Here is a 19638-nt window from a genome sequence, read left to right as displayed (position 1 = left end):
CGAGCAGGTCGATCACACCGTGCCCACGTGTCGTTTCGCTTCGCGGTCGGCTTTGATGCCGCTCGTCGTGAGAATGACGGCTCCGCCGAGTGCCAGGACCACCGAGAGCGTCAGCATGGTCGTGGCGGGGACCGAGCCCAAGACCAGTAGCCCTGCGATCGACACCGCTGATGCGAGGCAATGGGCGGCACCTGCCATCATGTACGCATACGCGGCTCGATGGCCGGCGACCCAGGCTTTCTTGCTGGACTTGGTTGCCCGCGTCTTGATGCCGATCAGCGAATTGGGTTCTTGCTCCGGGTCTTTGGTCGCCAATGCGGTCACCCATACCGTCAGCGACAGCACGAACAGTGTCAGTGCGATCGCTCCCGTTACCGCGCGCGCGGATTCTGCGTCCACGGTCGATCCCCCCACCTCGGTGCTGTACGCCTCACTGCAGCATACCGGCCGGTCGGCTTCGGTGGAGTGAGAATTTCTTCCACCCTGCCCACGATCACATGGATTCGAGCTCCCGGATCAACGTCGCCGCATCGTACGGTCCGATATGCCGGGTGAGATTCTTGTCGCCGCGTCCCAGGTAGAACGTCGGGGTGCCGTCGACGTCCGAGGAGGTGGCGTCGAGTTCGTCGTCCTCGACGCGTACCACGTAGTCGCCGGTACGGATGTCGTCCTCGAATCTGTCCATGTCCAGGCCGAGTTCACGTGCGTAGCCGTCGATGTCGTCGGGCTCGAGTGCGTCGCTGTTACGGAACAACACGTCGGCCATCTCCCAGAACTTGCCCTGCGCGGCTGCGGCCTCGCTGGCGTACGCCGCGTAGCGAGCGTGTGGGTGATAGTCGTCGAGCGGCAGGTGCCGGTAGACGTATCGAAGGTCGTCGCCGAAGTGCTTGCGTACCTCGGCGACACTGCCGGTTGCCTTGCTGCAGAACGGGCATTCGAAATCCGCGTACTCCACGATGGTCAGTGGTGCATCCACCGGGCCGCGGATGTGATCGCGCCTGGCGTCGACCGGACGCAGAATGCGAAGGGATGCTTCGGCCTTCGGAGGATGAATCTTCTCGTCGATCCGGAAGAGGACCCAGCCGAGCAGTGCGGCGATCACCGAGGCCACCAACACGCCGACCCGTGCTTCGTCGGCCAGCAACGGGTCGTCGAGCGCGAGATCGATGATGAACAACGAGATCGTGAATCCGATTCCGGACATCGCGGCACCGCCTGCGATGTGGGAGAGCGTCAGTCCTGGAGCCAAGGACGACGGTCTCAACTTCGCGAAAACAGCAGATGCAGCGGTGATTCCGACGAGCTTGCCGAGAACGAGACCGGCGATGATGCCCCAGGTGAGCGTCGAGGTCGACGCGGCTTTCAGAGTGTCCGAGCTCAGCACGACTCCGGCGTTGGCGAGCGCGAAGATCGGCACGATGATGAAGGCCGTGTACGGCTGGTAGAGCCGCATGAGACGTTCGTTGACCGACACCGCGCGATCGAGTCCGAGACGGGCGGCTCGGGCGTATTCGGGATTGGGCGACTGCCGGAACGCGCGTGTCAGATCCGCCGCGCGTTCCACCTCGGTGCGGCGCGGCGGATAGACCGGAAGAATCAACGCGATCATCACTCCCGCGAGGGTGGGGTGAACTCCGGACTCGTACATCGCAACCCAGGTGAACAGTGCAACGACGAAGTACCCGACGCCGCGCCACACCTCGAGCCGACGCAGTAGGAAGATCAGCGCCAGACCGACGAACGCCAGCACCAACGGCACCACGTCGAGGTTGTCGGTGTAGAAGAAGGCGATGATCGCCAGCGCGCCCACATCGTCCGCGACAGCGAGCGTGAGCAGGAAGATGCGCAACCGAGCGGCCTTCTTCGGGCCGAGGACGGCGAGTGCCCCGAGGAGGAACGCGGTGTCGGTGGAGATCACGACGCCCCATGCCTGGGCGGCGGGCCCGGACGGATTGAAGGCGAGAAACAGCAACGCCGGCGCGGCCAGACCGGCAACCGCCGCGACGATTGGGATGGCGGCACGAGATCGGTCGGTGAGCTCACCCATCGCGAACTCACGCTTGACCTCGAGCCCGACGACGAAGAAGAACAACGCCATGAGCCCGTCGTTGACCCAGTGGGCGAGGTCGAGGGAGATGCCGTGCTCGCCGACGGTGACGGAGAGTTCGGTGTGCCAGAACGACTGGTAGGTCTCGCCGAAGGGTGAGTTGGCCCAGATCAGCGCGATCAGTGTCGCTGCGAGCAGGAAGCCCGCCGCCAGGGTTTCGCTGTTCTTCTCGCCGCGGGCCCGCGAGATCCGTTCGGCGAAACGTGCCATGGGCCGATTCGTCGGCGTGATCTGATCTGCCATCTGCGGCCCGCATCCTCTCGAAGAGTGTTGTGAAGCAGTCTGTACCAACGTGTGGGTCGACGGTTTGCTTCCTTGCAGGTGACAGCCCGCAGAGTAACGTTATTGCGCTGTCGAACTCGCCGCACGGCGAGGGAGATGTGCACAACATATTCGATGAAGGGCATTAGTCCGTCCGGAAACGGGAATACGAGCCCGACTCACCCCTGCCACGAAGGAACATCCATGCGTGATTTCATCTGCCGCAAATGCGGACAGAAGCTGTCGTTCGAGAACTCACTGTGTCTGAGCTGCTCGAGCGCGCTCGGCTTCCATCTGCCGAGCAGAGCTCTGCTGGTGCTCCCCGACAAGGCCGACGACGGTGTCGCAGAGGCCGAGGTGGACGGCACCACGTGGAAGATGTGCGCCAACCTCAACACGGCGCGCTGCAACTGGCTCGTCGACACCGACGACAGCGACGATCTCTGCGTGTCGTGCCGGCTCACGCGTACTCGCCCCGCCGACGACGACGTCGACGCGATGGCCGCCTACGCGGATGCCGAGACCAACAAGCGTCGAGTCGTACTCGAACTGACCGAATTGGGCCTGCCCATCGTCGGCCGGGACGAGGACGACACGACGGGACTGACGTTCGATCTGCTCTCGAGCGCGAACCAGCAGGTGATGACCGGCCACGACAACGGTCTGATCACCCTCGACCTCGCCGAGGGCGACGACGTGCACCGCGAACAGTTGCGTGTGGCGATGTCCGAGCCGTATCGCACCCTGGTCGGACACTTCCGTCACGAGATCGGCCACTACTACCAGATGGTGCTGGTCGGCAACGGTGAGCACCGCGCGGCGTTCGAGGAGCTCTTCGGCGATCCGGATTCCGATTACCAGGCCGCACTCGATCGCCACTACAGCGAGGGTGCGCCGGCCAACTGGGAGGACGATTACGTCTCCTCCTACGCCACCATGCACCCCGCCGAGGACTGGGCCGAAACGTTCGCGCACTATCTCCACATCCGTGACACGCTCGACACGGCTGCAGCCTTCGGTATGGCCCCGGCCGGTTCGACGCTGGAGAGCCCGCTGCCGGGTGACGTCGGTTTCGATCAGATCATCGAGTGGTGGCTGCCGTTGTCGTGGGCACTGAACCAGATCAACCGGTCGATGGGCCACCAGGACCTCTACCCGTTCGTGCTGCCTGCGACCGTCGTGAAGAAGATCGGATTCGTCCACTCGCTGATCGCCCCCAGCACACTCTGATGCCGGGCTAACGGTCCTCCCGGATTTGCAACCGGGGCGTATCCTGTGGTGTCGGCACTTCGCCGATACCGGGACGCGCCCCGGCGCAGCAGGACGAGGTGACCGCCATCAGCGAGCAGACACTGGACTCGACCGCCCATCCGCGCGTCACGGACTTCGAGCTCAGCCGACGACTGGCCGAGGTCGCCGAGAGACTACGTCGGCAGCACTCCGATCCCGATCGGGTCCTGGCCACGATCACCGAGGCGGCGGTGGCCAACATCCCGTCCGCCGAATTCGCGTCCATCACGACGGTGTTGCAGGGCAAGTTCGTGCACAGTGCGGCCCTCGTCGGCGAGGTGGCGGGCCACTGCGACAAGATCCAGGAGCAGCTGGGCGAAGGTCCCTGCCTCGAATCGGCGATCGAACAGACCACCATCAGGATCGACGACATGGACAGCGATTCTCGCTGGCCACAGTTCACCGTCGCCGCCTCGGCGCTGGGTGTCAAGAGCATGATCTGCTTCCAGCTCTACGTCGAGGGCTTCAACTTCGGCGCGTTGAACCTCCACTCCACCCGAACGAACGCCTTCTCGGCCGAGGCCGAATCGATCGGTTCGCTGTTCGCTGCGCACGCGGCCATCGCGTTCTCCACCGCGCGTGAAGAACAGCAGATCCGGGCGGCATTGACGAGCCGAGACCTGATCGGTCAGGCCAAGGGCATGCTGATGGAGCGCTACAACCTGAACTCGCAGGCAGCTTTCGCTTTGTTGGCCAAGCTCTCGCAAGACACCAACGTCAAGCTCGCCGACCTCGCCGCGCAGCTGGTCGCCGACGCGGCCGAATCGTCCGACTGAGTCGATTCACCGCACGTCGAGGCCGTCGGTGCTCGCGACCGACACGGCCGGGCTGTCCGAGGCGACGAAGACCTCGATCCGGACGTCCTCGTCCAGATAGCGACTCAGTAGTGCCAATCCCGGTGTGGCGGCGATGATCTCGTGAACGCGGTCACCCGAGATCGGGTAGTCGTCCACGTCGTGACGCCAGTGTGCAGCCACCAGGGTGCCCTCGGCTTCGAGGTGCTCGACGACGCGCGTCATCGCCGACGACAGGTCGTCGGCGTCGAGGTAGTACCCGACCTCGCTGATGACGACGAGATCGAACGTCGCCTCGGGTGTGGGCAGGGTCGACCAGTCGTCGGACAGCGACCACAGCGCGAATTCGACTGCAGCAGTGTCACCTACGCGCCTCCGTGCCGAATCGAGGGCGCTGTGCACCACATCGGTCGAGACCACGTGATCGCACCGGATCGCCAACTGTTCGGTGAGCACCCCGATGGAGCAGCCGGGTTCGAGCGCGCGCCGATACTGCGGTTTCGGCAGCGAGGCCATGGTCAGCGCGTATTTGCGACGCTCGTACCACTTGCTGTCGAGCATGAACGGATCGTCCTTGTCCGCATAGACGGTGCGGAAGTACTCGGCACCGAGGCTTGTTCGAGAACCCTCGCTCACGCGAACACCACCTCGAACGGTCGCCGGTACCGAGCCAATATGTGCGGCGGCAACACCGCTCGGTCCGCAGGGTGATCGGACAATGGGCGGATCTGCGAATCGAACTGCTCGATCGACGCTCGTTTGGCGTCGAGGGTGCGCGGCGGCAGGTCGATGCGGCGTCCACGTGTCCACGGCACGGCAGGATGATTCGGAGTTGCCCAGTGCCACATCCAGATCGGGTACTCCACCACCGGTATCCCGACGGCGTTCGCCGCGGTGAGACAGGCCCGCGCGGTGGCTTCGTGGTCGGGATGGCCGTCCCCGCGCCACGGCGTCAGACACCAGGTGCCGGGGGTGGCGTCGAGCAGCGGCATCAGCGCATCGGCCACCGCGCTCTCGTGGTTCTCGACGTCACCGTCGGCGATCTGCAGACGGATCGGGGAGTGGTCGATCCCCAATTCGGCCAACGCGCGCTCGGACTCGGCGGGGCGACGCGCACGCAGATCCTCTGCCGTGACGGTGGGGGAACCGGGATGGGAGCCGTCGCCGTCGGTCACGGCGACCACCCGAACATCGACGCCCGATGCCGCAGCCAGAGAGAGCAGGCCGCCGACGCCGAGCACCTCGTCGTCCGGGTGCGGGGCGACGACGACCATGGTGAGGACGTCCTTCCACTGCAGGCCGGGAATGGACCAGTCGGCCGACATCCAGTCCGATTCGGCTGTGCCGACATCGGTTTCGGCATCGAATGCGTTCTCTACCAAGGGTTGTCCTCCTCTGCGATGTCGTGCCCGAGGGCTTCCAGGTCGCGCTCGGCGTGACTCTGCCGCAGGTAGACGGTGAGATCTGCGACGCGTCGGGCGTGTTGGGAATCGCTGCACAGCGGGCCTGCACCGAGAGCGCGCCCGACGCGGTCGATGCACTGAGTTGCCGCATCCTCGACCACAGCCCGCACGATGCGGGCCCGGGTTCGGGCGCGACCGGATCGGTCGAACGGATCGGCATCCACCTCCGCTGCGGCGGTGGTCAGTGCGCTCGACGCCGCTCCGAGTGCGGCCGCGATGGCACCGAGATGTGCAGTACGGTGCGGATCGGGTCTGTCGCGGACTGCAGCATGAAGCGTGTCCGCCACCGCGCATGCGCTCCCGAACCAGGCTGCCGACACCCCGATCGCCCCGTGCCAGAAGCCCGGTCGTGTGAGGTAGTCGGTCGGGCCGCCGACCGCAACGGCAGGGACACTGTCGAAGGCGACCGAGCCGGAATCGCTCTCGCTCATCCCCACTGCATGCCACGTGTTCGGTACCGGAGTTGCGCCCGGGTGCGTCAGGTCGACGGCGAACAGCCGAGGGCTGCCCTCCACGCGTGCAGTCACGAGCGCATGGGTACACAGTGACGCACCCGAGCACCACGGTTTCGTCCCGGTGAGAACCCAGCCCGAATCACTCGGCACCGCTTCGAGAATCGGAGCAGGCGGTTCCGCAGCCCACACTCCCCAGATCTGCCCACGCTGTGGCGTCGGGCCGTCGAGTTCGTGCAGGATCGCGATCGCGTCGGTATGCGCTTCGGACCACCGGCCCAGCACCGTGTTGTGCCGACTCAGGGCGGCGAGCGATTGCCAGCGCAGATCGGTGTATCCCGAGCCGGGCAGCGCGAGGTCGAGACGACCGTCCGCCTCGAACGCCAAGAACGCGGCGCGCAGCCCGGTGTCGACGTCGGCTCGGTCGGTGGATTCGAGAAAACCGGTCTCGCTCATGCGGTGGCCTCCAGGGCACGTAGGAATCCGGCCATGCCGTCGGGCGCTCGGCCGCGCAGCCGACCCGACGTCGTGACCGGAATGTCGCACACCCGACGGCACTCGAAGCCGCCGAGCTCGAGGCGTCGGACCAGATCGTGGTCCTCGCCGGTGGTCAGAGGTGCAAATCCGCCGATGGAGAGATACTCCGCCGCTCGGACGCCGAGGTTGGCACCGTGCACGTGTGGGTGGCCGAACTCGTTTCGATAGTGCGCGTCGTACGACGACCGCAACCCGAGGTTCTCCTCGATGTGACCCTCGAAATCGACTGCCACCGTTCCGGCCACTGCCCGAGCGCCGTCGGCGGCGTGTCGGAGATGGCCGAGCAGCCAGTCCTCACCCACCCGGGTGTCGGCATCGGTGGTGGCGAACCACGTCGATGGGCTGTGTTCCGGGCCGTGCGTCGCGAATCCGGCAGCTCTCGCCGCGCCGACGTTGCGGTGTGCCACCTCGACGGCCGACACGGACGGGTGACGTGCTGCGATGCGCGCAGAGTCATCGGTGCACGCATCGAGCACGACGATCGTCGAGACGGACACCGAGGCCACATCGCGGACTCGGCGTTGTGCTCGTACCAGGGCGGTCAGGCAGGCGTCGAGCAGATCCTGCTCGTTGTGCGCGGGTACGACGACGACGATGTGGGTGACGGGGGTACGGGGGAAAGCATCGGAGATCACGGTCCACCCTTTACGGACACCGGACGAAAAAGAGTCCGTTTCGGAAACCGCCGGTGTCTGGACGGGATGTGCTCTCATCGCACATACCCGTTCCCCGGCTGCCGACACATCCGCCGCAGCCTGGTGAGACGGCTCCGGGACCGGTTGCGAGAAGATACTCGTACCGGTGGTTTCTTTCGTCCGTTTCGGGGATATCCGATTAGCAAATGTCGGGGCGGTATGTGTTAATGGGCGTTGCCCCGCGGCAGCACAGTTCGCGGGTGTCGCGACGCAGCACGAAGGATGGTCGGGTTACATGGCATCACCGGTTCGCACACGCAGATTCGCCCGTATCGGCGCGATCGTTGCAGGTACAGCCCTTGCCACGTCCGCCGCATTCGGTTCGGCACAGGCCGCGCCACTGTGGCCGGGCGGCCCGGACGTCTCCATCCCCGGGATGCCGGGATCCGCGGATCCGGCTGCACCCGCGCCGCAGCAGCTCACCCCGCAGCTCGCGCCCGCGAACTTCTCCGATCCGAGCATCAGCCCCTCGGGCGGCGAGGTCGTCGGAGTCGCGCAGCCCATCGCCATCCGCTTCGACGAGGCGATCGGCGATCGTGACGCCGCGCTGCGCGCCATCCGCGTCACCACCAACCCGTCCGTACCCGGGCACTTCTACTGGATCAACGACACCCAGGTCCGGTGGCTGCCCAACGAGTTCTACCCGGCGCACACCCAGGTGACCGTCGAGGCGGGCGGAGCGAAGGCCGAATTCTCCACCGGCGACTCCATCATCACCACGGCCGACGACAACACCAAGCAGATCACCGTCACCCGCAACGGCGAGGTGGTCCGCACCATGCCCACCTCGATGGGCAAGGTCGGGCACGAGACCCCCAACGGCACCTACATCGTCGGCGAACGGTTCCGCGACATGTACATGGACTCGTCGACTTACGGCGTCCCCGTGGACTCCGAGGAGGGCTACCGCACCTACGTCGAGTACGCGACGCGCATCTCCTACAGCGGCATCTTCGTGCACGCTGCTCCGTGGTCGGAGTCGCAGCAGGGCTACTCCAACGCCTCCCACGGCTGCCTCAACGTCAGCACCGAAGACGGCAAGTGGTTCTTCGAGAACGCCCAGAAGGGCGACCCGGTCATCGTCGTCAACACCGACGGCGGCACCCTCAGCGGATCCGACGGTCTCGGAGACTGGAACCGCTAGAGCGGCTTCGCCGCATGTGCACGGAACTTCGTAGCCCACTACGAAGTTCCGCTCACATAGGTTGGTCTGTACGACGGTGAGCGTTGGGGCTGAGTTCACCATTCGTTAGCCGCGACTGAGCACAGTCCTCGCGGTGAGTGCAACAACCGAACGAGTGCTGCCCACGGCACGCGAGAAGCGATTCTTCTCCCGGCCGTGGACCGATTACGCACTGTTCCTGATTCTCGTGGGCCCCAATCTGGTTCTGCTGGGCGTGTTCACGTATCGGCCGCTGGTGGAGAACTTCCAGTTCTCGTTCTTCGACTGGAACCTGTCCTCGCCCACGTCCACGTTCGTCGGATTCGACAACTACCGCGAGTGGGCCTCCCGCGAGGACACCTGGCAGATCGTCGGCAACACCGTCGTGTTCACGGTCGCCGCGGTGGTGGGCTCACTGGTTCTCGGCCTCGTGCTGGCGCTGCTGCTCGATCGAAAGCTCAGGGGCCGCAACTTCGTTCGCTCCGCCGTGTTCGCTCCGTACGTCATCTCGGGTGCAGCGATCGGTATCGCATTCCAGTTCGTCTTCGACCCCAACTTCGGGCTCGTCCAGGATCTGATGCGACGCTTCGGCCTCGGTACCGTCCCGGACTTCTATCAGGACCCGAAGTGGGCGATGGTCATGATCACCGTGACGTACCTGTGGAAGAACCTGGGCTACACCTTCGTCATCTACCTCGCGGCTCTGCAGGGTGTGCGCAAGGAACTGATGGAAGCGGCCGAGATCGATCAGGCGAGTCGCTGGACCACGTTCCGCAAAGTGCTTCTGCCGCAACTGCGCCCGACGACGTTCTTTCTGTCGATCACGGTGCTGCTCAACTCGCTCCAGGTCTTCGACATCATCAACGTCATGACGCGCGGTGGCCCGCTGGGCACCGGCACCACCACGATGGTCTACCAGGTCTACGAGGAGACGTTCCGCAACTTCCGGGCCGGCTACGGTGCCACGGTCGCGACGATCCTGTTCCTCGTCCTGCTGATCGTCACCCTCGTGCAGGTACGAATCATGGATCGAGACGATCAACGATGACAGTGACGAACAGGCCTCGGACGGCAATGCCGGAAAAGGTGCCAGGGCCGCGCGACCAGCAACGTGCGCGACGCAGCGCCAACATCCTCGGATACGCGGCCATGGTCGCCGTCCTGCTGATGATCGGGCTGCCACTGTTCTGGATCCTGATCACCTCCTTCAAGGATCGACCCGACATCTACGTTCAGCCGGTCACGTGGTGGCCCAGCGTGTTCCATCCACAGAACTACGACGAGGCGACGACGGAGGTGCCGTTCTTCACGTATCTGCGCAACTCCATCATCATCACCACGGCCGTGTCGTCCATCAAGTTCGTCCTCGGGGTTCTCAGTGCCTACGGACTGGTGTTCCTGCGCTTCCCGGGCAAGAACGTCGTCTTTCTCGTCATCGTCGCCGCCCTCATGGTGCCCAATCAGATCACCGTCATCTCCAACTACTCGCTCATTTCCGAGTTGGGGTGGCGGAACTCGTTCCAGGGCATCATAATTCCGCTGGCGGGGGTCGCCTTCGGTACGTTCCTGATGCGCAACCACTTCCTGTCGCTGCCACCGGAGATCATCGAGGCCGCGCGGATGGACGGTGCCGGACCGGTACGGCTGATGTTCCGGGTGATCCTGCCGCTGTCCGGCCCGACCATGGTCGCCTTCGCCATCATCACGATCGTCACCGAATGGAACGAGTACCTCTGGCCGTTCCTGATGTCCGACGACTCGTCCGTCGCACCGCTTCCGGTCGGGTTGACGCTGCTCCAGAACAGCGAGGGCTACACCAACTGGGGGGCGGTGATGGCCGCGACGGTGCTGACCATTCTGCCGATCCTTCTCGTCTTTCTCGTCCTGCAACGCCACATGATCAAGGGCCTCACCTCCGGTGCGGTCAAGGGCTGATTCACCTCACTATCAGGAGTCGAACACCATGGCACACATCATCAATCGGCGTGGCTTCCTCACGCTCACCGGTGCGGCCGCGGCCGCCGCAGCCCTCGCTGCGTGCAGCGGCCCCGGATCGGGTGGGTCGGGCGGCGAGGCTGTCGAAGGCGACGCGAACACCATCAACTTCTGGTCGAACCACCCCGGCAAGTCCCAGGAGTTCGAGAAGGAACTGATCTCGCGCTTCCAGGCCGAGAACCCCGGCCTGACGGTCAATCTCATCGACGGTGGCAAGAACTACGAGGAGGTGTCGCAGAAGTTCAACGCGGCGCTGTCCGGCAACGATGTGCCCGACGTCGTCGTGCTCTCGGACGTCTGGTGGTTCAACTATGCCCTCACCGGTGCGATCGAGCCGCTCGACAAGCACTTCTCCGCGGCAGGCGTCGACCAGTCCGACTACGTGGATTCGTTGCTGGCAGATTACAACTGGAACGGCAGCCACTGGGCATTGCCGTACGCGCGCTCGACGCCGCTGTTCTACTACAACAAGGCCGTCTGGCAGCAGGCCGGACTGCCCGATCGCGGGCCGGCCACCTGGCAGGAGTTCGACGAATGGGGCCCGCGCATTCAGGCCGTCGTCGGAAACGGCAAGCTCGCTCACGGTTGGGGTAACGCCGTCGACTACCTCGGGTGGACGTTCGAGGGACCCATCTGGACGTTCGGGGGATCCTACTCCGATCAGTTCGAGCTGAAGTTCGACGACCCCAATACCATTGCGGCAGGCAAGTTCCTGCAGGACATGATCCACACCAAGAAGTACGCCGCGGTCTCCAACGACATCGCCAACGACTTCGCCGCCGGCATCATCGCGTCCACCATCGCCTCCACCGGCGACCTGTCCACCATCAAGGGCGGGGCGGCGTTCGAGTTCGGTACCGCGTTCCTGCCTGCCACCGAGGGGACCCCCGGTTGCCCCACCGGCGGAGCCGGTCTGGCCATTCCGGCGAAGATCTCGGACGAGCGAAAGGTCAACGCGCTCAAATTCATCGATTTCGTCACCAACGGTGCCAACACCGCGTACTTCTCCCAGAACACCGGCTACATGCCGGTCCGCAAGTCTGCGCAGCAGGACCCGTCGGAGATCGCATTCCTCGAGGCGAACCCCAACGCGAAGATGGCCGTGGACCAGTTGGCGCTGACGCGTTCGCAGGATTACGCCCGCGTGTTCGTCCCCGGCGGCGACAAGATCATCGGTAGTGGACTCGAGCAGATCGCGTTGCAGAATGCCGATGTCGCAACGACATTCGCATCCGTCTCGGATCAGTTGCAGCAGATCATCGACCGCCAGATCACCCCGAAGCTGCCGAAGTAATGGCCGCCGTTCACTACGCCGGTGTTTCGCACCGGTACCCGGGTGCCGATTCGCTCGCTGTCGACAACCTCGAACTCGACATCGCGGACGGTGAATTCATCGTTCTCGTCGGACCTTCGGGGTGTGGGAAGTCGACGAGTCTGCGAATGCTCGCCGGTCTCGAGTCCGTCGAAAGCGGTCACATCGACATCGGCGGAGTGGACGTCACGTCATTGGCCCCGCGGGCCAGGGATGTCGCGATGGTGTTCCAGAACTACGCGCTGTACCCCAACATGACCGTCGGCGACAACATGGGCTTCGCGCTGCGCAATGCCGGAATGAGCAAGTCCGACACCGCAGCACGAGTACTCGATGCCGCGAAGATGCTCGAGCTCGAGCCATTGCTGAACCGCAAGCCCGGCAAGCTCTCGGGCGGACAGCGACAGCGAGTGGCCATGGGGCGCGCCATCGTGCGTCAACCCAAGGTGTTCTGCATGGACGAACCGTTGTCCAACCTCGATGCCAAACTGCGGGTGTCGACCAGGGCTCAGATTGCCGGTCTGCAGCGACGATTGGGCACCACGACGGTCTACGTCACCCACGATCAGGTCGAGGCCATGACCATGGGTGATCGAGTCGCCGTGTTGCTGGACGGCAAGTTGCAGCAGATCGCTGCGCCGCGGGAGCTGTACGACAATCCCGTCAACACGTTCGTCGCCGGATTCATCGGGTCACCCGGGATGAATCTGGTCGACGCCCCCGTGCGCGACGGCGCGGCCGTACTCGGTGAGTTGCGCATTCCCGTCCCGTCCTCGGCGGGCGAGCGGGTCGTCGTCGGCGTGCGACCGGAATCGTGGGATCTGGTCGGCGACAGTGCCGGCGGCCTGCACCTGACCGTCGAGCTGATCGAGGAACTGGGTGCGGAGTCGTTCGTCTACGCCTCCGCACCCGCCACGATCGATGGGTGGACCACCGCATCCGGGAGGATGTCGGTCCGAGTCGATCGCAAGCTGTCCATCGCACTGGCCGAAACCGTTCGGCTGGTACCCAAGCTGGACGAGCTGTTCTTCTTCGATTCCGTTACAGGCCTGCGGTTGTCGTAGCCGGCTCGCCGAGATTCACTGGGAGCGTGGCCCATCCGTGCAGGACACGGGTGTTGCGACGGGTTCCCTCGCCTGCCGACCGCAGGTGAGGGTACCGGTCGAACAGGGTCTTGAGGCCCACTTCCGATTCGGCCTTGGCCAGTGCAGCGCCGAGGCAGTAGTGCCGCCCGCCCGAGAACGACAGGTGCTTACCGGCATTGGCGCGGGTGACGTCGAAGCGATTGGGGTCCTCGAACACCAGCGGATCCCGATTGGCACCGGCCAGCACCAGCACGGCGAGCTTGCCCGCGTGCACCGTCACTCCCTCGATCTCCACGTCGCGCTTGGCCATGCGGGCCGTGAGCTGTACGGGAGACTCCATCCGCAGCATCTCGTCGACAGCCGTGGGCCAGTGTGACGGATCCTGTTGCAGCACAGCCAGTTGGTCGGGGTGATCCAGCAGCAGTTGGATCCCGCTGCCGAGCAGATTGACCGTCGTCTCGAACCCCGCAGCCAACACCAGACCTGCGGTGGCCCTGAGCTCCTCGTCGTTGAGGCCGACGCCCTCGTCCTCCGCGGCGATCAGCTGACTCATCAGATCGTCACCGGGATTGCGACGCAATCCGGCGATATGTTGCGACAGCCAGGCGTCGAATCCGATCAGACCGCGTTCGACCTGCTTGAACTGAGACCACGACAATCCGATGTCGAGGCTGGGTGCGGCCATCTCGCCGAACTCGAGGACTCGCTGATTGTCCTCCACCGGCACTCCGAGGATGCGCCCGATGACCGCGACCGGTAGACGCGCACAGTAGCGATCGACGATGTCGACGACCGGAGAACCGTCGGACAGCTCGTCGAGCAGAGCATCGGCCGTTTCCTGCACCTGATCGCGCATCTTCTTCACCGCGCGGGCGGTGAAGACCGAGGACACCAGCTTGCGGTACCTCGTGTGGTCGGGTGGCTCGACCGAGAGCAGCGAGGGCGGCAGAATCGGGTGCAGTGCACCGGACCGGGTGTGCGCCTCGATCCAACGCAGCGGCCCGGGGAGGGTTGCGCCCAGCTGGGTGACGCGGAAATCGTCCGAGCGCAACAGGTCGAACGCCACCCGGTGGTGCACGGTGATGTTCGAGATCCGTGTCTTCACCAGCGGCGCGGTGGCGCGCAACTCCTCGTAGACGGGTGTCGGATCGGCCCGGGTCGCCGGATCGACCAGCAGCATCGCTTGCCGATCACCTGCGGCCGCCCCCCGTTTGGCCGCGAGGCGCACCACCCCGTGTGCGGCCAGCCAGCGTGCGAATTCCTTCATCCGATGTCCCCTCCCCGTTGTGTACCAGCCTGTTGCTACCAGATCTTGACGCGCTTCCCCGGGTCCAAGTACAGCGCATCTCCGGGCCGTACGTCGAATGCTTCGTGAAAACTGTCGAGATTTCGCACGACTCCGTTGCAGCGGAACTCCGGCGGCGAGTGCGGATCGACGGCGAGTCGACGGATTGCCTCGGCATCGCGTGCCTTGGTGCGCCACACCTGTGACCACCCGAAGAACACGCGCTGCAGGCCGCTCAGGCCGTCGAGCACCGGCGCGTCCTTGCCTTCGAGCGAGATCTCGTAGGCGGCAACCGCGATCGACAGACCACCGAGGTCGCCGATGTTCTCGCCGATGGTGAACTCGCCGTTGACCTTGTGGCCGGGCAGTGCCTTGGGTTCGAATTCGTTGTACTGCTCGATCAGGGCCGTGGTGCGCTTGCCGAATTCGGTGCGGTCGCTGTCGGTCCACCAGTCCACCATGTTGCCGTCACCGTCGTACTTGGCACCTTGATCGTCGAATCCGTGGCCGATCTCGTGACCGATGACGGCTCCGATGCCGCCGTAGTTGGCCGCGTCGTCGGCCTCGGGGTCGAAGAACGGTGGCTGCAGAATGGCTGCGGGAAAGACGATCTCGTTCATGCCGGGGTTGTAGTACGCATTGACGGTCTGCGGCGTCATGAACCACTCGTCACGGTCGACGGGTCCGCCGAGCTTGTCGAGGTCGCGCTGGTAGTCCGCGGTGTAGCCGCGGCGGTAGTTGCCGAGCAGATCGTCGGCGCTGATCTCGACGCTCGAGTAATCGCGCCACCGATCGGGGTAGCCGATCTTGGGGGTGAACTTGCCCAGCTTGTCCAAGGCCTTCTCACGCGTCTCCGGGCTCATCCATTCGAGCTCGGAGATGTTGCGTCGATACGCCTCGGTGAGGTTCTCGACGAGCACCTGCATCCTGGCCTTGGAGTCGGCCGGGAAGTGGCGTTCGACGTAGAGCTTGCCGACGGCCTCCCCGAGCACGTCCTGAACCAGGGAGACTCCGCGCTTCCACCGTTCGCGATTCTCCTCGGTACCGGTCAGCGTCGTTCCGTAGAACGCAAAGTTCTCGTCCACGATCGCGCTCGTCAGGAACGGCGCACGCGAATGCACGACGCGCCAGGCCAGCCACGCCTTCCATGCCTCGATGTCCTCGGAAGTCCACAGTGAGACGAAGGTGCTGAGGAACGGTGGCTGGCGCACGACGATCTCGGCGAACTGCTCGGTAGTGGCACCGAGCCCGGAAATCCATGCAGCCCAATTGAATCCGGCACCATTCTGAACCAGGGTGTCGAAATCGACCAGGTTGTAGCTCTTCTCGGCGTCACGCCTGGCCACGACGTCCCAGTGGCCGGCGGCGATCTTCTGCTCGAGGTCGAACACCGTCTGCGCGTCGTACTCGATGCCGCTGAGCGCGAACATCTTCGAGATGTGCTCGAGGTAGCTCGTACGGATCTCGGCGTACTCGTCCTGGCGGTAGTACGACTCGTCCGGCAGGCCGATGCCGGATTGGCTGAAGTGGACCAGGTAGCGATCGGACTGCTTGGCGTCGGTGTCGACGTAGTGGCCGATTGCACCGCCGACGCCCGTGCGTTGCAGGGAGCCGAGAACGCCTGCGAGGGTGACGAGGTCGGTGGCGTCGGAGATGGCGGTGAGCTCGTCGGCGATCGGGGTGACGCCGAGTTGCTCGGCACGGTCGGCGTCCATGAAGCTCGAGAACAGGTCGCCGATCTTCTGCGCGTCGCTACCCGCGGGCGGGTTCGCGGCGGCCGATTCTTCGATGATGGTCTGTACGTCGACCTCGGCGCGGTCGTACAGCGTGCGGAATGCTCCGTCGACTGCGCGGTCGGCCGGGATGTCGTACTCCTCGAGCCATTTGCCGTTGACGTGCACGAACAGGTCGTCCTGTGCGCGTGTGTTCTCGTCCTGGTAGCTGAGATCGATGCCCGAGTTCACTACTGAAGTCATGCGTCCATCTTTACACTCTTGCGCTCGATTGAACGGGTGTTTAATGTGCTGTACATGCGTTCAGTATCGGAGGATCTCACCACCAGGGCACGAATCCGCGACACCGCGATCGGCGTCTTCGGCTCACAGGGCTTCACCGCAGGCGTGCGGTCCATCGCCACCGCGGCAGGAGTCTCTCCCGGGCTGCTCAATCACCACTTCGGGTCCAAGGACGGGCTGCGCACAGCGTGCGACGAGCACGTTCTGCGAGTGATCCGCGAATCGAAGACCGCCTCGGCTGCGCCCGCAGGCATGATGGAACAGCTCGCTCGGATCGACGAGTACGCGCCGCTGGTTGCCTACATGGTGCGGAGCTTCTCCTCGGGCGGTGCGCTGGCGCGAGAGTTGTTCGAGCACATGGTCGACGACGCCGTCCGCTACATCGACGAAGGAGTCCGCGACGGCCGATTCACCCCCAGTCGAGACCCCGCGGCACGCGCCCGATTCCTGACGCGACAGAACGTCGGCGGACTACTGCTGTACGTGCAGATGGCCGGCCCCGACGTCGATTTCCGCGAGGCACTGAGCGCCCTAGGCCACGAGGTCATGTTGCCCGCGCTCGAGCTCTACACCGACGGACTGTTCACCGACTCCCGAGCTTTGGACACGTATCTGGAGGCGAAAGAATGACCGACGCAATCGCAGTGGACGACCTGGTGAAGAAATTCGGTTCGGTTCGGGCGCTCGACGGACTGTCGCTGCACGTACCGACCGGTGAGGTGCACGGCTTCCTCGGTCCCAACGGAGCCGGCAAATCCACGACGATCCGCATCCTGCTGGGTCTGATCCGCGCGACGAAAGGCGACGTGCGGCTGCTCGGCAGCGACCCCTGGACCGACACCGTAGCGCTGCATCGACGCCTGGCCTACGTGCCGGGTGACGTGACGCTGTGGCCGTCGCTCACCGGCGGTGAGGTGATCGACCTGCTCGGCCGAATGCGAGGAGGCATCGACTCTGCTCGTCGCGCCGAGCTGATCGAGAGGTTCTCCCTCGACCCGGGCAAGCGCACCCGCACCTACTCCAAGGGCAATCGCCAGAAGGTGGCGCTGATCTCGGCTCTTGCGTCGAACGTGGAGTTGCTCGTCCTCGACGAACCCACCTCGGGACTCGATCCGCTGATGGAGCAGCACTTCGGCGATTGTGTGAAAGATGCTGCCCGACGCGGAGTCACGGTGCTGTTGTCCTCGCACATCCTGTCCGAGGTGGATGCTCTGTGCAGTTCGGTGACGATCGTCAAGGACGGGCGGACGGTCGATACCGGGACTCTGGCGTCGATGCGACACCTGTCTCGTACGACGGTCACTGCCGATCTCGAGCGCATGCCCGACGGTTTGACCACGCTCGCGGGGGTGTCCGACGTCCGAGTCGCGGGATCATCGGTCACCTGCACGGTGGAGAACGAGGCCCTTGCGGCGACGATGCACGTGCTGGCCGACGCCGGAGTCCGCAGCCTGGTCAGCTCCGCTCCGACACTCGAAGAACTGTTCCTGAGGTACTACGCATGAAGGCTCTGACAGGAACCGGCGCGTTGCTGCGGTTGTATCTGCGTCGCGATCGTCTGGTGGCACCGGTGTGGATCGTTCTGCTCGGGGCGTTGCCGCTGCTGTACGCGGTCAGCTTCGAGGGCCTGTATCCGACGGCGGCGGATCGTCAGGCGTTCTACCTCGGGACTCTGTCGGCGCCCGCGCAGGCAGCGCTCGTCGGCCCGATCTTCGGTAGTGACCTGGGAGCTCTGGTGTCCTGGCGTTCGGGGTTGGTGCTGGCGCTGGTTCCGCTGGCGGCGATCCTCACTGTGGTCCGTCACACCCGAGGTGAGGAGGATGCGGGTCGAACCGAGCTGATCGGATCGACGGCGGTGGGACGCTACGCCGGGTTGGCCGCGGCGATCGCGTTGGCGGGCGGCGCGGTGGCGGCGACGGGAATGTTGTCGTCTCTCTCGCTGTGGGCGTTCGGCCTGCCGGTGGCCGGGAGCGTCGCGTACGGGGCGTCGGTCGCCGTGGTGGGGATCGTCTTCGTCGGCTGTGCGGCAGTGTCGGCGCAGGTGGCGTCGGGAGCTCGGGTGGCTCGCGGTTACGCCCTAGGCGTGCTGGCCGCAGCGTTCGTTCTCAGAGCTGTCGGCGACATCGGCTCGGGAACCCTGTCGTGGTTCTCGCCGATCGGGTGGTCGGCGCAGGTGCGGCCGTTCGCCGACGAGAGGTGGTGGCCGCTGTTGCTGTCGCCGGCGGCCGCAGCCGCATTCTGTGCCGCGGCATTCGTGACCGCGAGTCGACGCGACCTCGGCAGTGGGCTGCGGGCCGAGCGCCGCGGGCGGGTGGCCGCCGCTCCGTCACTGTCCGGTCCCGTCGCTCTCGCCTGGCGACTCTCTCGCGGAACCATCGTCGTCTGGACCGTCGGGCTCGCCCTGTTCGGCACTGTCGTCGGAGCTTCCACGGACGGGATCGACGACCAGCTCGGCAGCAGTACTACTATCGGCGACGCGCTCGGAAAATTCGGCGGTACCACACTCGAACAATCGTTCGTCGCGGCCGTGCTGAGCATCGTCGGCATCATGGTGGCGGCCTACTCGGTGTCGGCCCTGCTGCGCCTCCACGCCGAGGAAGAGGCGGGTCTGGCCGAGATCGTTCTCGCCACCGGCGTCTCGCGGATCCGCTGGCTGGCAGGGCACCTACTCCTGGCCGTTCTCGGCCCGGCGTGGCTGCTGCTGGTCGTCGGCCTCACCATCGGGCTGACGTACGGGTCGGCGACCGGCGATGTCTCGGGCGAACTGCCGTCCGTCGTCGGCGGCGCACTGGGTCAGCTCCCGGCCGTATGGGTGGTGACGGCCATCGGCCTTGCCCTGTTCGGCGCTGTCCCCCGATTCGCGACCGTCCTGTGGGCCGTTCTGGGAGGCTTCGTCGCCGTCGGCCAGGTCGGGTCGGTCGTGGGCCTGCCTCAGCCCTGGCTCGATCTCTCGCCCTTCACTCATGTTCCGCGATTGCCGGGAGCGGCAGTCGAATTCGCGCCGATCGGATGGCTCGTCGTGATCGCCATCGTCGTCGGTATGGGAGGTTTCACAGCGTTCCGACAAAGAGGCATCCGAGCGTGATGTGCGTCCGATAGCATCGGGTGTGGCCGATTTGTCCGGCCCGGTCCGACATGGTGGCGTCCTGTCGGGTCCGTGATCTCTGAGCCGAACGCGCATGGAG

The 19638-nt window shown here is 65.1% G+C and carries 18 protein-coding genes; 10 read left to right on the top strand and 8 right to left on the bottom strand.

The annotated features are described in order from the left end of the window. Positions 1 to 12: 12 nt before the first annotated feature. Positions 13 to 399, bottom strand: a complete 387-nt coding sequence (locus CH306_RS07070) for an SdpI family protein (protein WP_179272824.1) — start codon at positions 397 to 399, stop codon at positions 13 to 15. Between the two features lie 94 nt (positions 400 to 493). After that, positions 494 to 2350, bottom strand: coding sequence for a Na+/H+ antiporter NhaA (gene nhaA, locus CH306_RS07065; protein WP_094646117.1), 1857 nt, complete (start codon positions 2348 to 2350; stop codon positions 494 to 496). 222 nt (positions 2351 to 2572) lie between these two features. Between nhaA and CH306_RS07060 the strand changes: the two genes are divergently transcribed. Further along, positions 2573 to 3598, top strand: a complete 1026-nt coding sequence (locus CH306_RS07060) for a zinc-binding metallopeptidase family protein (RefSeq protein WP_032396748.1) — start codon at positions 2573 to 2575, stop codon at positions 3596 to 3598. Between the two features lie 98 nt (positions 3599 to 3696). After that, entirely contained in the window at positions 3697 to 4434 is a 738-nt protein-coding gene (locus tag CH306_RS07055) for a GAF and ANTAR domain-containing protein (RefSeq protein ID WP_094629187.1), read from the top strand. Positions 4435 to 4440: 6 nt separating this feature from the next. Here CH306_RS07055 and CH306_RS07050 read toward each other — a convergent pair whose 3' ends face one another. From CH306_RS07050 to CH306_RS07035, 4 genes are read right to left on the bottom strand one after another with little or no spacing between them, the layout of a single operon-like run. Next, a complete protein-coding gene (locus CH306_RS07050) occupies positions 4441 to 5088 on the bottom strand; it encodes an SAM-dependent methyltransferase (protein ID WP_094646116.1) in 648 nt (215 codons plus the stop codon). Continuing rightward, positions 5085 to 5834: a PIG-L deacetylase family protein gene (locus CH306_RS07045; RefSeq protein ID WP_179272825.1), complete on the bottom strand. Its 750-nt coding sequence runs from the start codon at positions 5832 to 5834 to the stop codon at positions 5085 to 5087. The genes CH306_RS07050 and CH306_RS07045 overlap by 4 nt, the downstream gene beginning before the upstream one ends. Beyond that, entirely contained in the window at positions 5828 to 6823 is a 996-nt protein-coding gene (locus CH306_RS07040; protein ID WP_094646115.1) for an acyl-CoA dehydrogenase family protein, read from the bottom strand. Before CH306_RS07040 ends, CH306_RS07045 begins: the two co-directional genes overlap by 7 nt. After that, positions 6820 to 7539, bottom strand: a complete 720-nt coding sequence (locus CH306_RS07035; protein WP_256981075.1) for a glycosyltransferase — start codon at positions 7537 to 7539, stop codon at positions 6820 to 6822. Before CH306_RS07035 ends, CH306_RS07040 begins: the two co-directional genes overlap by 4 nt. A 295-nt stretch (positions 7540 to 7834) precedes the next feature. On the opposite strand from CH306_RS07035, the gene CH306_RS07030 reads away from it, so the two are divergent. The 5 genes from CH306_RS07030 to CH306_RS07010 all read left to right on the top strand — a co-directional run bounded on the left by CH306_RS07030 (position 7835) and on the right by CH306_RS07010 (position 13132). Next, a complete protein-coding gene (locus tag CH306_RS07030; protein ID WP_094646113.1) occupies positions 7835 to 8743 on the top strand; it encodes a L,D-transpeptidase in 909 nt (302 codons plus the stop codon). Positions 8744 to 8876: 133 nt separating this feature from the next. Then, positions 8877 to 9809, top strand: coding sequence for a carbohydrate ABC transporter permease (locus CH306_RS07025; RefSeq protein WP_176459206.1), 933 nt, complete (start codon positions 8877 to 8879; stop codon positions 9807 to 9809). Between the two features lie 26 nt (positions 9810 to 9835). Next, entirely contained in the window at positions 9836 to 10696 is an 861-nt protein-coding gene (locus tag CH306_RS07020; protein WP_179272836.1) for a carbohydrate ABC transporter permease, read from the top strand. A 28-nt stretch (positions 10697 to 10724) separates the two neighbouring features. Then, on the top strand, positions 10725 to 12050 hold the full coding sequence (locus CH306_RS07015) for an ABC transporter substrate-binding protein (protein ID WP_094646111.1): 1326 nt from the start codon (positions 10725 to 10727) through the stop codon (positions 12048 to 12050). Further along, a complete protein-coding gene (locus CH306_RS07010; protein WP_094646110.1) occupies positions 12050 to 13132 on the top strand; it encodes an ABC transporter ATP-binding protein in 1083 nt (360 codons plus the stop codon). Before CH306_RS07015 ends, CH306_RS07010 begins: the two co-directional genes overlap by 1 nt. On the opposite strand, the gene CH306_RS07005 is transcribed toward CH306_RS07010, so the two are convergent. Both CH306_RS07005 and CH306_RS07000 read right to left on the bottom strand, forming a co-directional pair. Beyond that, complete coding sequence (locus CH306_RS07005) at positions 13110 to 14420, bottom strand: cytochrome P450 (protein WP_094646109.1); 1311 nt, start codon at positions 14418 to 14420, stop codon at positions 13110 to 13112. The two genes, CH306_RS07010 and CH306_RS07005, sit on opposite strands and share 23 nt — an antisense overlap. A gap of 35 nt (positions 14421 to 14455) precedes the next feature. Next, complete coding sequence (locus CH306_RS07000; protein ID WP_094646108.1) at positions 14456 to 16414, bottom strand: M13 family metallopeptidase; 1959 nt, start codon at positions 16412 to 16414, stop codon at positions 14456 to 14458. A gap of 54 nt (positions 16415 to 16468) precedes the next feature. On the opposite strand from CH306_RS07000, the gene CH306_RS06995 reads away from it, so the two are divergent. From CH306_RS06995 to CH306_RS06985, 3 genes are read left to right on the top strand one after another with little or no spacing between them, the layout of a single operon-like run. Then, positions 16469 to 17083: a TetR/AcrR family transcriptional regulator gene (locus tag CH306_RS06995; RefSeq protein WP_094646417.1), complete on the top strand. Its 615-nt coding sequence runs from the start codon at positions 16469 to 16471 to the stop codon at positions 17081 to 17083. After that, positions 17080 to 17958, top strand: coding sequence for an ABC transporter ATP-binding protein (locus tag CH306_RS06990; RefSeq protein WP_045197412.1), 879 nt, complete (start codon positions 17080 to 17082; stop codon positions 17956 to 17958). The genes CH306_RS06995 and CH306_RS06990 overlap by 4 nt, the downstream gene beginning before the upstream one ends. Further along, complete coding sequence (locus CH306_RS06985) at positions 17955 to 19538, top strand: ABC transporter permease (protein ID WP_256981074.1); 1584 nt, start codon at positions 17955 to 17957, stop codon at positions 19536 to 19538. Before CH306_RS06990 ends, CH306_RS06985 begins: the two co-directional genes overlap by 4 nt. Positions 19539 to 19638: the final 100 nt, after the last annotated feature.

Origin of the sequence: Rhodococcus sp. 15-725-2-2b, from assembly GCF_002259075.1 — a bacterium.
In the GTDB taxonomy this organism is placed as follows: Bacteria; Actinomycetota; Actinomycetes; order Mycobacteriales; family Mycobacteriaceae; genus Rhodococcoides.
This window is presented reverse-complemented; position numbering and strand designations above follow the sequence as displayed.

Coding starts and splice junctions, on each gene's coding strand:
- nhaA (WP_094646117.1), bottom strand. CDS start 2,350: ATGGCAGATCAGATCACGCCGACGAATCGGCCCATGGCACGTTTCGCC.
- CH306_RS07060 (WP_032396748.1), top strand. CDS start 2,573: ATGCGTGATTTCATCTGCCGCAAATGCGGACAGAAGCTGTCGTTCGAG.
- CH306_RS07040 (WP_094646115.1), bottom strand. CDS start 6,823: ATGAGCGAGACCGGTTTTCTCGAATCCACCGACCGAGCCGACGTCGAC.
- CH306_RS07030 (WP_094646113.1), top strand. CDS start 7,835: ATGGCATCACCGGTTCGCACACGCAGATTCGCCCGTATCGGCGCGATC.
- CH306_RS07020 (WP_179272836.1), top strand. CDS start 9,836: ATGCCGGAAAAGGTGCCAGGGCCGCGCGACCAGCAACGTGCGCGACGC.
- CH306_RS07015 (WP_094646111.1), top strand. CDS start 10,725: ATGGCACACATCATCAATCGGCGTGGCTTCCTCACGCTCACCGGTGCG.
- CH306_RS07010 (WP_094646110.1), top strand. CDS start 12,050: ATGGCCGCCGTTCACTACGCCGGTGTTTCGCACCGGTACCCGGGTGCC.
- CH306_RS07005 (WP_094646109.1), bottom strand. CDS start 14,420: ATGAAGGAATTCGCACGCTGGCTGGCCGCACACGGGGTGGTGCGCCTC.
- CH306_RS07000 (WP_094646108.1), bottom strand. CDS start 16,414: ATGACTTCAGTAGTGAACTCGGGCATCGATCTCAGCTACCAGGACGAG.
- CH306_RS06995 (WP_094646417.1), top strand. CDS start 16,469: ATGCGTTCAGTATCGGAGGATCTCACCACCAGGGCACGAATCCGCGAC.
- CH306_RS06990 (WP_045197412.1), top strand. CDS start 17,080: ATGACCGACGCAATCGCAGTGGACGACCTGGTGAAGAAATTCGGTTCG.
- CH306_RS06985 (WP_256981074.1), top strand. CDS start 17,955: ATGAAGGCTCTGACAGGAACCGGCGCGTTGCTGCGGTTGTATCTGCGT.